This is a genomic window from Nocardia amikacinitolerans NBRC 108937 (assembly GCF_001612615.1).
GTDB classification, from domain to species: Bacteria; Actinomycetota; Actinomycetes; order Mycobacteriales; family Mycobacteriaceae; genus Nocardia; species Nocardia amikacinitolerans.
On record NZ_BDAU01000011.1, the window covers coordinates 205145 to 217433 of the forward strand.

General features: G+C 68.9%; 11 protein-coding genes. 3 read left to right on the plus strand and 8 right to left on the minus strand.

What is annotated here, in order from left to right:
* Positions 1-6 precede the first annotated feature (6 nt).
* Positions 7-588, minus strand: a complete 582-nt coding sequence (locus tag NAM01S_RS11120) for a DnaJ family domain-containing protein (protein WP_084482835.1) — start codon at positions 586-588, stop codon at positions 7-9.
* A 211-nt stretch (positions 589-799) separates the two neighbouring features.
* On the opposite strand from NAM01S_RS11120, the gene fadD11 reads away from it, so the two are divergent.
* The 3 genes from fadD11 (at position 800) to NAM01S_RS11135 (ending at position 4983) form a co-directional block, all read left to right on the plus strand.
* Positions 800-2617, plus strand: coding sequence for a fatty acid--CoA ligase FadD11 (gene fadD11 / locus NAM01S_RS11125; RefSeq protein ID WP_067783399.1), 1818 nt, complete (start codon positions 800-802; stop codon positions 2615-2617).
* 111 nt (positions 2618-2728) lie between these two features.
* Positions 2729-3775, plus strand: coding sequence for a multicopper oxidase domain-containing protein (locus NAM01S_RS11130; RefSeq protein ID WP_067783949.1), 1047 nt, complete (start codon positions 2729-2731; stop codon positions 3773-3775).
* Entirely contained in the window at positions 3775-4983 is a 1209-nt protein-coding gene (locus tag NAM01S_RS11135) for a ZIP family metal transporter (RefSeq protein WP_067783402.1), read from the plus strand. Before NAM01S_RS11130 ends, NAM01S_RS11135 begins: the two co-directional genes overlap by 1 nt.
* A gap of 106 nt (positions 4984-5089) precedes the next feature.
* On the opposite strand, the gene NAM01S_RS11140 is transcribed toward NAM01S_RS11135, so the two are convergent.
* The 7 genes from NAM01S_RS11140 to NAM01S_RS11170 form a co-directional block, all read right to left on the minus strand.
* On the minus strand, positions 5090-6103 hold the full coding sequence (locus NAM01S_RS11140) for an MBL fold metallo-hydrolase (RefSeq protein WP_253798775.1): 1014 nt from the start codon (positions 6101-6103) through the stop codon (positions 5090-5092).
* A 251-nt stretch (positions 6104-6354) separates the two neighbouring features.
* Positions 6355-7593: a cysteine--1-D-myo-inosityl 2-amino-2-deoxy-alpha-D-glucopyranoside ligase gene (mshC, locus tag NAM01S_RS11145; RefSeq protein ID WP_067783407.1), complete on the minus strand. Its 1239-nt coding sequence runs from the start codon at positions 7591-7593 to the stop codon at positions 6355-6357.
* 263 nt (positions 7594-7856) lie between these two features.
* Complete coding sequence (locus tag NAM01S_RS11150; protein ID WP_067783410.1) at positions 7857-8846, minus strand: aldo/keto reductase; 990 nt, start codon at positions 8844-8846, stop codon at positions 7857-7859.
* 65 nt (positions 8847-8911) lie between these two features.
* Positions 8912-9721, minus strand: a complete 810-nt coding sequence (locus NAM01S_RS11155; RefSeq protein WP_067783413.1) for an SCO1664 family protein — start codon at positions 9719-9721, stop codon at positions 8912-8914.
* Position 9722: 1 nt separating this feature from the next.
* A complete protein-coding gene (locus NAM01S_RS11160) occupies positions 9723-10307 on the minus strand; it encodes a DUF3090 domain-containing protein (protein ID WP_067783416.1) in 585 nt (194 codons plus the stop codon).
* Positions 10308-10396: 89 nt separating this feature from the next.
* A complete protein-coding gene (locus NAM01S_RS11165; protein ID WP_067783419.1) occupies positions 10397-11137 on the minus strand; it encodes a histidine phosphatase family protein in 741 nt (246 codons plus the stop codon).
* Between the two features lie 121 nt (positions 11138-11258).
* Entirely contained in the window at positions 11259-12191 is a 933-nt protein-coding gene (locus tag NAM01S_RS11170) for an undecaprenyl-diphosphate phosphatase (RefSeq protein ID WP_067783951.1), read from the minus strand.
* Positions 12192-12289: the final 98 nt, after the last annotated feature.

Sequence of the window (12289 nt, forward strand, 5' to 3'; positions counted from 1 at the left end):
TCGGCGTCAGCGGCGAAAACGCTGCCACCAATGGCGTTTGGGGCCGACGGACGATTCCGCGACATGGCGCGCCGACGGCTCCGCCGCTTGTTGCGCCTGCTCGGAAGGTCTCTCCGCATGTGCCGAGCAGGCGCGCCGCGCCGAGTCCGCCGCTACGCCCCGCGACACTGCCGCACCCGACGCGGACGCACGCTCGTCCCGCCAGCGCCGCACCACCGTGTCGGCATCGACCGGCCCCACCGGCACATGCGGCGGCGTCGGCGCCCGCACATAGCGGACCACACGCTGATTCAGCTCGGCGACCTCGGCGCGCACCTCACGCTCGGTGTCCAGTTCGGCGACCGTCTCCTGAATTCGCTCCACATCGCGGCGCAGAACGAGCGATTCCGGCAACATGCCGTCGGCCCGAACCCCCTCGCGCCGCAGATAACTGCGCAACCACCAGTTCTCGTCCACCTGCGTGCCGACCCCGGGAATCGGCTGACCCGCCCCGCGCAAATTGTCGAATTCCCCGCGCTCGGTGGCCTCGCGGACCTGCTTGTCGATCCACGATTCGAAGGTCTGATCCGGCGGTTTGCGCTCGGTCATGTCGTCCAGCCTACCGAGGCGGTGATAGGCGCGGACCGGCCGTCGGCGGCGGTCGTGCCCTGCAAGATCACCGCGACCGGTCGGCGGAAACGGCTGGCCGTGCCAGCGGGTATGCGCCTGTCCGCGAACAGGTTTCGAAGAATGCCAGCGCGCAGCGCATCGTCCGACCTACCGTCAGAGCACAGTGCCGGGCGTCGTGAGTGAGACCGAAATGACCGAACCGAACACCTCCTGTGCCGCATTCCAGCGCGTCGCCGCGATCGATCCGGACGCCGTCGCCGTCCGCTCGATCGGCGGGGAGCAGAGTCTGACCTGGCGCGAGTACGCCGAGCGGGTTCGCGCAGTCGCGGGCGGGCTGAGCGCGCTCGGCGTGGGACGCGGTGACACCGTCGCCCTGATGATGGGCAATCGCGTCGAGTTCTATCCGCTCGAAGTCGGCGCGCAGCACACCGGCGCGACATCGTTCTCGGTGTACAACACCCTCGCGCCGGACCAGTTGCGGTACGTGTTCACCAACGCGGGCAACCGGGTGGTGATCTGCGAGGAACAGTACGTCGAGCGAGTCCGCGACTGCGGCGCGCCGATCGAGACCATCGTGTGCGTCGACGGCGCGCCCGAGGGAACCATCGGCGTCGACGAGCTCATGGCCTCGGCCGCCGAGGATTTCGACTTCGAGGCGACCTGGCGTGCCGTGCGCCCCTACGACATCGTCACCCTCTGCTACACCTCCGGCACCACAGGCAATCCCAAGGGTGTGGAGATCACGCACGAGAGTCTGCTGTTCGAAGCTCGCGCGTTCGCCTCGGTGCTGCCCGTCGAATTCGGCGACCGCCAGACCTCCTACCTGCCGACCGCGCACATGGCCGACCGGTTCACCGCGCTGTACCTGCAGGAGGTGTTCGGCACCCAGATCACCGCCGTCCCCGATCGCGCGCAGCTGCCCGCGGCACTGCTCGACGTGCGCCCGACCATCTGGGGCGCGGTCCCGCGGGTGTGGGAGAAATTCAAGGCGGCGATCGAGTTCTCCGTCGCCAACGAGTCCGATCCCACCACCAAGGCCGCCTTGCAGTGGGCTCTGGACACCGCGCGCCGCAAGGCCGAGGCCCGGCTGCGCGAGGAGCCGCTCGATCCCGCCCTCGCCGAGGAGTGGGCGCGCGCCGATGCCGCGGTGCTGTCGAAGCTGCGCGCGAAACTCGGTCTGGATCAAGTCAAGTGGGCGATGTCGGGCGCCGCGCCGGTGCCGCCGGAGACGCTCGGGTTCTTCTTCGGGCTCGGCATCCCGATCTCCGAGGTGTGGGGAATGTCGGAACTGACCTGCGTGGCCAGCGTGAGCCCGCCGGAGCAGGCGCGATTGGGCACCGTCGGCAAGCTGCTGCCCGGACTGGAGGGGTCCGTCGCCGAGGACGGTGAGTTCCTGGTGCGCGGACCGCTGGTGATGCGCGGCTATCGCAAGGAACCCGACAAGACCACCGCCGCCCTCGACGACGACGGCTGGCTGCACACCGGCGACATCATCACCGTCGACGAGGACGGCTACCTGCGAGTGGTCGACCGCAAGAAGGAATTGATCATCAACTCGGCGGGCAAGAACATGTCGCCTGCCAATATCGAGAACGCCATCAAGGCGGCTACGCCGCTGGTCGGCTCGCTGGCGGTGATCGGGGATCGACGGCCGTTCACCACCGCGCTCATCGTGCTCGACGCCGAATCCGCCGCACCCTACGCCGCCCAGCACGGTCTGCCGGATTCCTCGGCCGCCGCACTCGCCGCCGACCCCGGTGTGATCGCGGCGATCGCGCGCGGTGTGGCGGCGGGCAACGCGGCGCTGTCGCGGGTCGAGCAGGTCAAGCGGTTCACGATCCTGCCGGTCTTCTGGGAGCCCGGCGGCGACGAGATCACCCTGACGATGAAACTGCGCCGCAAGCCGATCGCCGAGAAGTACGCGGCCGAGATCGAAGCGCTCTACGCCGACCGTCTGGATGGTTCGGTGCACGAGCCGATCGAGGCCCTGGATACCGCGGTGAGCTAGCACCGACCGCTGGGGACGGTCACCCGCACTGTTGTATTAGCAGTCCCACAGATCTAATTTAGGTAATACGAAAACTCTGTGGGAAGGCGTGCGTTGGTGCGGCATGACCCGATGAGGGAGCCTTCGCGCCGCGGCTTCCTGGCCGGCGGCAGCGCGCTACTCGGCTTGGGTGGCGCGGCGGTCGCGGCACGCGCGGGACTGTCCGAGGCGCGACCGCGCACCGAACAAACCGGCCACGACATGCAGGGTGCGGTCGCCCACGGCGGCGGGGCCAGCGGACCCACCTTCCGCATCGGCTCGGTGGTCGACCACCACGCCAACGGATTCGACCCGACCGACATCCTGCGCGACTTCGACTACGGCACGGTCACCGAGTCCCGCGACGGTCGCACCGTCCGGGAATGGGAAATCGCCTCCACCGACAAGGAACTCGAGGTCGCGCCGGGTGTGAAATTCCCGGCGTGGGTGTTCAACGGCCGCATCCCGGGACCGACCCTGCGCTGCACCGAAGGCGACCTGCTGCGCATCGCCTTCACCAACGGCTCACAACACCCGCACACCATGCACTTCCACGGCATCCATCCCGCGGAGATGGACGGCACCCCCGGTCTCGGCGCCGGACTCATCGCACCCGGACAGACCGCGGTCTACGAATTCGACGCCATCCCCTTCGGCGTGCACCTCTACCACTGCCACGTCGGGCCGCTTGCCGAGCACATCGCCCGCGGCATGTACGGAACGTTCATCGTCGACCCGCCCCAGCCGCGTCCGCCCGCCGACGAGCTGGTCATGGTGCAGCACGGCTACAACACCACCTTCGACGCCGAAGGCAACCAGCTCTACGCCGTCAACGGCATCCCGTTCCACTACATGCACGAACCGGTGCGCGTGAAACACGGTGAACTCGTGCGGATCTACCTGGTCAACGTGCTCGAATACGACCCGATCAACAGCTTCCACATCCACGGCAACTTCTTCGACTACTACCCCACCGGCACCCGCCTGCAACCCGCCGACTACACCGACACCATCGTCCAGGGCCAAGGTCAGCGCGGCATCTGTGAACTGCGGTTCCCGTACCAGGGGAAGTTCATGTTCCACGCCCACAAATCCGAGTTCGCCGAACTGGGATGGATGGGATTCTTCGAGGTGACCTGATGGGCGAGCGCACCGAAACACCCCGAGAATCCGAGGACCGTCGCGGGTGGGCTTCCACCGTGGCGGTGGTTCTGCTGCTCGGGCTGGCGCTGGCGGCGCTGGCCGTGCTCGGCGGGCGTACGCTGCCCGAGCGGATCGGCCCGCCCGTGGAAGAGATCGCGGTCGAACAGGTTCGGATGTCGCCCGGTCGCATCGACCTCACCGTGCGCAACGCCGGACCCGATCCGGTGCGAGTGGCGCAGGTGTTCGTCAACGACGCGTTCGTCGACGTCCGCGGCGGCGAGGAGCCGATCGAACCGCGCCGCAGTACCAGGCTCACCCTGGACTATCCGTGGCAGGAAGGCCAGCCGTATCTGGTCTCCATGATGACCTCCACCGGACTCGTCGTCGAACACGAGATCGCCGCGGCCGTCGAGACACCCACCGGCGGACGCGACCTGTTCGCGGTGATGGCGCTGCTCGGCGCCTACGTGGGCATCATCCCGGTCGTCCTCGGCATGCTCCTGCTGCCCGCGCTGCGGCGAATCGGCAAGGGCGGCATCCGTTTCCTGCTCGCCGTGACCGTCGGGCTGCTGCTGTTCCTCGCCGTCGACGCCGTCTTCGAGGGGTTCGAACTCGGCGAGCGTTCCGGCGGCGCGTTCGGCGGGATCAGCCTGCTCGCCCTCGGCGCGATCCTCGCCTTCCTCGCGCTCACCTTCGTCGACCGCTGGCTCAACCGCCGCGCCGACCGCGCACGCGGCGGCATGCGACTTGCGCTGATGATCGCCATCGGCATCGGACTGCACAACCTCGGCGAGGGCCTGGCCATCGGATCCGCCTACGCGCTTGGCGAACTCGCGCTCGGCGCGGCGCTGGTCATCGGGTTCGCGGTGCACAACACCACCGAGGGGTTGGCGATCGTCAGCCCGCTGACCGCGACGGCGCGGCCGGGGGTGTTGCGGCTGCTCGGACTCGGGCTCATCGCGGGCGCACCGGCGATCGTGGGGGCCGTGCTCGGCGCGGGGGTCGACAACGCCGAATTGTCGCTGTTCCTGCTGGGACTCGGGGTGGGCGCGATCGGACAGGTCGTCGTGCAGATCGCGCCTGCGTTGCGCGGTGGGGCGGAGCCGAAGGCGGGGACGGTGGCGGCGATGGACACGACCGCGGTCCTCGGCGTGGCGGTGGGAGTGGCGGCGATGTACGCGACGGGGTTGCTGGTGTTGGCGTGATCGGCGGCGCGAACTGTGCGGGGCTGTTCGGTGGGTCGGCGTTCGGTCGCGGCCGGGATGGCGCCGATCGGGCTGGCCGTCGGTGGCGACAGCGGCTCTTGCCGGATCAGAGTGCGAAGGTGAGGCGGTCCGGGCTGAGGTAGTCGGTGGGGTCGTGCATCGTGCGCAGTTCGGGACGGCGGTCGGCGGCCAGGCGGGCGAGTTCGGTGCGCAGCGGGGCGTCGTAGGTGGCGGCGCTGGCGGTCAGGCCCGGCAGCCAATTGTCGTGATGGGACGGGACGAACAGCGACGGGCCCAGCGCCTCGACGTATTTGCGGGGATCGCGCAGACCGTTGGTGATCTGGTTGTAGCCCTGCACCGCGCCGATGTGCACATCCGTGGACGGCAAGCCCGCGAGCACGTCGAACACCTCGGGCGCTTTCTCGGTGAGCGGGCCCGCGGAATCGTGCCACGTGAGCGTGAAACCGGGGACGCGGAATTGGTAGAGCAGCACACCGCCCTCCGGATCCAGCAGGCGCGGCAACGTCTGGCGCAGATCGGTGAGCGTCGGATGGTGACGCAGGATCGGCCCCAGTTCCGGACGCGGAAAGAAGCGCCGCGCCTCGTCGGCCGGATCCTCGGGGGTCCGCGCCGAATGCAAGTGCCGGACCGCGGTGACCGCGACCCCGCCCGCGGTGACCTCGTGGCGCTGTCCGATGGGCGTGTGCGCGTCGCCGAGCGCCTCCGTCGGGAACGTAGCCTCGGGCACTTGGGCGCGGATGGCGGCGCAGTGCTCGGCCGTGCCGTAGACCGTCGCGCCGCTGGCCTCGGCGATCGCGCCCGCGTCACCGGCATGGTCGAAATGGCCGTGCCCGATGAAGATCGCCGCCGGACGCAGGTCCGCCAACTCCTGCGGCGTCGCGGGCACGTAACCGGAACTGGTCACCCGAGGTACCCACGCGTCGAGCAGGAACACCGAACCGCCGAGCGCCAGCGCGTAAGTCGTGCAACCGACCCACGACAGCACCACGCGATCGCTTCGCACCGCACCCGTCTCGGGATCGGCCGCCGCGCCGAAGAACCGCTGCCGCGCCGTCACCGTCCGCGCGTGCCCCGCCTCGCCCACCGGTTCCAATCGCATCGGCCGACCCCACGCGCCACGGAACCCAGCGATCAGCGAACCAGGATGCAGATTGCACATCCGTGCACCAGATCACGGAAACCCGGCATCTGGCAACCCCTCCGAGCCCGCGTAGCATGAGGCCACTCTGGCGCGCTTCGACACCGGCGCCTCGGGTAGTTTCGCCTCGCCAGGCGAGCAGGCGGTGCTGGCTCGGGTGGAATTCGCGGCCTGATCCATCCGGCCAGGCCGGGCAGCGGCCGCGTGCAGTCCTACAGCTCGACGCCGAGCAATGCGTCGACGGCCGTCTTCACCAAGCCGGGGGCCGCGGTGTCGGGGCCGCCGTATTCGAGCGCGTGGGTGACCCAGTTGTCCACGGCGGCAAGGGCTTTGGGGGTGTCGAGGTCGTCGGCCAGATGCTGGCGCAGGCGGGCGACCGTGTCCTCGGCGACGGGGCCGGAGGTCAAGGCGGTGGCGCTGCGCCAGCGGGCCAAGCGCGCCTGGGCGTCGGTGAGGACCTCGTCGGTCCACATGCGGTCCTGGCGGTAGTGGCCCGCGAGCAGGCCGAGGCGGATGGCGGCCGGGTCGACACCGGAGTTGCGCAGCTTGGAGACAAGCACCAAATTGCCCTTGGACTTCGACATCTTCTCGCCGTCCAGGCCTATCAGCCCGGCGTGCACGTAGTGGCGGGCGAAACGGCGGCCCGCGACCAAGGACTCGGCGTGCGCGGCGGAGTACTCGTGGTGCGGGTAGATCAGATCACTGCCGCCGCCTTGGATGTCGAACTCCGGGCCGAGGCGGTTGAGCGCGATCGCCGAACACTCGATGTGCCAGCCCGGCCGACCCGCACCGAACGGGGCGGGCCAGGACGGCTCGTCGGGACGGGCGGCACGCCACACCAGCGCGTCGATGGTGTCGCGTTTGCCGGGGCGGTCCGGGTCGCCGCCGCGTTCGGCGAACAGCCGCTCCATGGTCGCGCGGTCGTAGCCGGACTCGTAGCCGAACTGGTCGTTGGCGTCCGCGCGGAAGTAGATGTCGGGGTACTCCGCGTCGTCGACGACATACGCGGCGCCCGAGGCGAGCAGTTTCTGGACGAACTCGACGACCTCGTCCACCGACTCGATGGCGCCGACGTACTCGCGCGGCGGCACGATGCGCAGCGCCCGCATGTCCGAGCGGAACAGGTCGATCTCGCGGGTGCCGAGATCGCGCCAGTCCACGCCGTCGCGGGCGGCGCGCTCGAACAGCGGGTCGTCGACGTCGGTGACGTTCTGCACGTAGTGCACGTCGTGGCCCGCGTCGCGCCACAGTCGGTTGACCAGGTCGAAGGTCAGATAGGTGGCGGCGTGTCCGAGGTGGGTGGCGTCGTAGGGGGTGATCCCGCAGACGTACATGGTGGCGGTGGCGCCGGGGGTGACCGGCCGCACCCGCGCGTCGGCGGTGTCGTACAACCGCAACGGTGGCCCTGCTCCGGGGACGGTCGGTAGGGCGGTATCGGACCAGGACTGCATGATTCGAGGGTAAAGGTGTGGCCGAGTTCATCGCCGCTCGCCCCGGCTGCGCGGGCGCTCCGAGCGCCCCGTGACCCTATCGGGACCAGCCAAAACGAGACGGCTACCGAATGTCAATGGTTTCGCTCTCGCGGAAAATAACATCCGACGAATCGTTCGGATCGCCGGACCGATCCCACACACCGTCCGCACGCCCCACACAGCCACTGCCTATGTGAGCCGTGCGGTGGGTTTGTGGGACCGAACCGGCGGCCAGGGGTGGGCTAGAGCAGTGCGCTGCCGCGTCCGTCCACTCGCGTCGCGGCGGAGCCGAAGACGAACGGATGCGGTTCGGATTCGGCGAGGAAGTCTTCGGGGAATCCGCGTTCGAACGGTGCGGCGGCCTCCAAGCGGCGCGCCGCGTCCTCGGGCAGGGTCAGCTGGGTGGCCCCCAGATTCTCGGTGAGTTGCTCGACACTGCTCACGCCGACCAGCGGCAGTATCGAAGGCGACTTGTGCCGGGTCCACGCCAGCGCGACCTGCCCGGGCCGCGCGCCGAGTTCGGCGGCAACCTCGGCGACCGCGTCGGCGGCGGCGCGTTCCCGATCGGTGAACGTGGCGGGATCGGCCCGCCTGCCGGTCGTGCCCGCCAGCTTCCCGGCGGCCAGCGGCCGCCACGCGGTGACGCTCATCCCGAACGCCTCGGCCATCGGCAACAATTCGCGTTCGATGTCTCGGCTGAGCAGGTTGTAGGGCACCTGCAACCCCACGAACGGGGTCCTGTCGCGCCACTGCGCCAGGGTGTTGGCGCGAGCGACGACCCAGGCCGGCGCGTCCGAGATCCCCAGATACCGCACCTTGCCCGCGGTCACCACGTCGTCGAGGGCGCGGATGGTCTCCTCCAGCGGGGTGTGCCGGTCCCAGACGTGCACCCAGAAGATGTCGACGTAGTCGGTGCGCAAGCGGCGCAGGCTGCGCTCCAGCGAGGTCATCAGGTTCTTGCGGTGGTTGCCCGCGGCGTTCACGTCGTCGGGGTCGTGGCTGAGGGTGTATTTGGTGCCGAGGACGAAGCGGTCGCGCCGTTTGCCGAGGATCTCGCCGAGGATGTCCTCGCCGGCACCGTAGGCGGAGGCCGTGTCGAGCACGTTGCCGCCCGCCTCGGCATAGGCGTCGACGATGTCACGCGCTCGGCCCACGTCGTCGAAAAGCATTGTGCCGAGCACGATTTCGGAAACGCGGAGGCCGGTCCGGCCGAACAGTCGGTAGCGAAGCATGGGACGAGTCTCGCGCGGTGGCCGCGCGGTAGGGAGGCCCTGAGAGGGTCACCCTCGCGAACCACTCAGAACGCGGGCCACGGAATCGGTCGTGACGTCCGTGGCATCGGCATCACCGGCTGATCCAGCAACTCCTTCGTCCGGCCCGCGAGCGCATCGATCTCCGCGTCGGTGATGTGCGCGGCGAGAGCGTCGGCGAGCTCGCCGGGTAGAGCGGCCGCGAAGGCTGTGATGTCGGCGACCAGGTCGTCACCGATCGGCCGACCGGCCCAACCCCACAGCACCGTGCGCAGTTTGTGTTCGCTGTGCAGGCAGATGCCGTGGTCGACGCCGTACACCTGACCGTCGACGCCCTCCAACGCGTGTCCGCCCTTGCGGTCGGCGTTGTTGAGCAGCACGTCGAGCACCGCCATGCGCCGCAGACGCGGGTCGTCGGCGTGGATCAGCGAGACCTCGTTGCCCTCCCCGTCCAGCGCGCGCAGCACCTCGCAGAAACCGTCGGGCACCGCGCCCGGCGGGCACAGGTCGACCAGATCGAGGCGATTGCCGCGCTCGGTGTGATTGTCGACCGCCTCCACCCAACGCTGCACCATGCCGGGACCGTACGGGCCCTCGCGCAAGATCGTCTCCGGGATCACACCCCAGCCGAGCGCGTCGGAGATCAGATACGACGCCACCTCGCGACCGGCGAGAGTGCCGTCCGGGAAATCCCACAGCGGCCGCTCACCGCGCACCGGCTTGTACACCACGCGCAGCGGATGACCATCGACATCCGAGTCGACCACATCGCAGACCAGCGTCACGTTGCTCGCGGTGCGTATCCGCCCGATCACACTCAGCTCACCGGTGGCGAACCTTTCGTCGACCCGCGCCACATCACTCCTCTAGCTCGGCCGCGCCGAAGATGTCCCCGCGCTTGTAGCCGTTGGTTCGCACACACATGTGCCCGCGCGAGGAGAGCGGCTCCCCGCACAGCGGGCACGGCGGGCGGCCCGCCGCGATCACCCGCGCCGAACGCAGCGCGAACTCGCGGGCCTGGATCGGGGTCAGGAACACCCGGACGGCGTCGGGGCCCTCCTCGGTGTCGTCGAGCACGACGGACTCGTCCACCTCGGTCTCGGTGATGGCGAGCAACTCGACGACGACGGCGCCCGCGTCGGCGTCCCAGCCCAGACCCATGGTGCCGACCCGGAATTCGGCGTCGATCGGTGTCACGAGCGGATCGGTGTCGGTCACGTCGTCGGCCTGCGGCGGCACCTGGGCGCCGAAGCGACGCGCCACCTCGTCCAGCAGCAGTCCCATGCGGTCGGCGAGCACCTTCACCTGCTGCTTCTCCAGCAGCACGCTCACAACGCGCGGCTGCTGCACCGCTTGCAGGTAGAAGGCGCGATCGCCCGGCTCACCGACGGTCCCGGCGACGAAACGATCGGGGGTGCGAAATACATGGATTGCTCGTGCCATCTGCACCTCCTGATGCGTGACCCTGATCGACTACCCGCGGCGCCCGGACTCCCGAAACACCGTCTACTCGTTTACAAGGAATCTCGAGGCTACGCATTCCCATTATCCGCACTAGCAGTACCACCTAGCTCGCCACCGGGAACGGGTCCGGACGTATCGGGGCGATCCGTGTCCGCGTCGCTGTCTCGCGGTCGCGGTCTGATCGCCTCCAATGTGCTCAAGTCCGAACCGGTGTCGTTGAGCCGCCACACGTAGGGGGCGTGCGGGGTGTAGCGGATGACGCTGATCGACGCCGGTTCCACCACGATCCGCTGGAAGCCGTCCAGGTGGATGCCGAGCGCGTCGGCGAGCACGGATTTGATCACGTCACCGTGCGTGCACGCCACCCACAGCACATCCTGGCCGTGCCGCTCGGCGAAGACCCGATCGTGCTCGCGGATCGCGGCGACCGCTCGGTGCTGCACCTGCGCGAGACCTTCGCCGCCGGGGAACACCGCGCCGGAGGCGTGGCGCTGCACCACCTTCCACAGTGGTTCGGTGAGCAGTTCGGCGATCGGTCTGCCGGTCCACTCGCCGTAGTCGACCTCGATGAGCTGGTCGTCGTACTCCGGTTCCAGCCCGAGCTTGTCGGCGAGCGGGCCGACCGTGCGCTGGCAGCGCAGCAGCGGCGAGTGCACGATGTGCTGAATCGGCAGCCCGCCCAGTCGTTCGGCGACCGCGCGGGCCTGATCGGCGCCGTGTTCGGTGAGGTCGACTCCGGCGCTGCGGCCGGCGAGAGTGCGGGCGGTGTTCGAGGTCGACACACCGTGCCGCAGCAGGATCACCGTCATGCGGCCAGCCTAGTGGGCGCTGCCGGACGAAGTCCGTCCGAAAATCCGCGCATGGCCGGAGCGAAGGCGGAGGTACGCCTAGTAGGCGCTGCCGGACCGAGTCCGTCGACGAATCCACCGATCATGTCGCCGAAATCACCCCGCCCGCGAGCAGACCCATGATCACCAGGCCGAGCACGATGCGGTAGCCGACGAACCAGTTCAGCGAGTGCTTCGACACGAACTTCAGCAGCCACGCCACCGAGGCGTAGCCGACCACGAACGACAAGAGTGTGGCGACCAGCAGCTGCGGGCCCGAGGCGTTGAGTCCCTCACCCGCGGGCTCGAAGGCGTCGGGCAGGCTGAACAGGCCGGACGCGGTCACCGCGGGAATGGCGAGCAGGAAGGAGAACCGCACCGCGGCCTCGCGCTCCAATCCGAGGAACAGTCCCGCCGATGACGTGGCACCCGAGCGCGACACCCCCGGAATGAGCGCCAGGCACTGGGCGAAACCCATCACCAGTCCGTCGCGGGTGGTGAGCTCCTCGATCGGGCGCCGCTTGGCGCCGTAGTACTCGGCGGCGGCGATCACCAGCGCGAAGGCGATCAGCATGAACGAGACAAGCCAGAGGTTGCGGGCGCCGGTGCGGATCTCGTCCTTGAGCAGGTAGCCGATGACGCCGATCGGGATGGTGGCGATGATCACATACCAGCCGATCCGATAGTCGAGTTCGCGCTGCCGGTCCTCGGCAAGACCGTAGGGGATGCGATCGCCGGTGATGACCGGAAGTCTCGTGGTGACCTGGTCGGTGATCGGCACCGTCTCCTTGGACCTGGCGCTGACCTTCTCGGCAAGGGTGGTGAACCAGGCGACGACGATGCGCCAGATGTCCTTGGCGAAATACACCAGCACCGCCGCCTCGGTGCCCAGCTGGGTGACCGCCGTGAACGAGGCGCCCGCGTCTTCGCCGAAGAACACCGAGGACACGATGCGCAAGTGCGCAGAGGAGGAAACCGGCAGGAATTCCGTCAGACCCTGCACCAGTCCGAGTACCAGCGCCTGTAACCAGGTCATCGACTCGCCCACGCAACCTCCTCTTCCGTTGCCCGAAACCGCCGTTCCGACTGGGCAATTGGTCCAGCGACGACACCGTTCGCCGGAAAAGCGGCGCC

Coding starts and splice junctions, on each gene's coding strand:
- NAM01S_RS11120 (WP_084482835.1), bottom strand. CDS start 588: ATGACCGAGCGCAAACCGCCGGATCAGACCTTCGAATCGTGGATCGAC.
- fadD11 (WP_067783399.1), top strand. CDS start 800: ATGACCGAACCGAACACCTCCTGTGCCGCATTCCAGCGCGTCGCCGCG.
- NAM01S_RS11130 (WP_067783949.1), top strand. CDS start 2,729: ATGAGGGAGCCTTCGCGCCGCGGCTTCCTGGCCGGCGGCAGCGCGCTA.
- NAM01S_RS11135 (WP_067783402.1), top strand. CDS start 3,775: ATGGGCGAGCGCACCGAAACACCCCGAGAATCCGAGGACCGTCGCGGG.
- NAM01S_RS11140 (WP_253798775.1), bottom strand. CDS start 6,103: ATGCGATTGGAACCGGTGGGCGAGGCGGGGCACGCGCGGACGGTGACG.
- mshC (WP_067783407.1), bottom strand. CDS start 7,593: ATGCAGTCCTGGTCCGATACCGCCCTACCGACCGTCCCCGGAGCAGGG.
- NAM01S_RS11150 (WP_067783410.1), bottom strand. CDS start 8,846: ATGCTTCGCTACCGACTGTTCGGCCGGACCGGCCTCCGCGTTTCCGAA.
- NAM01S_RS11160 (WP_067783416.1), bottom strand. CDS start 10,307: ATGGCACGAGCAATCCATGTATTTCGCACCCCCGATCGTTTCGTCGCC.
- NAM01S_RS11165 (WP_067783419.1), bottom strand. CDS start 11,137: ATGACGGTGATCCTGCTGCGGCACGGTGTGTCGACCTCGAACACCGCC.
- NAM01S_RS11170 (WP_067783951.1), bottom strand. CDS start 12,191: ATGACCTGGTTACAGGCGCTGGTACTCGGACTGGTGCAGGGTCTGACG.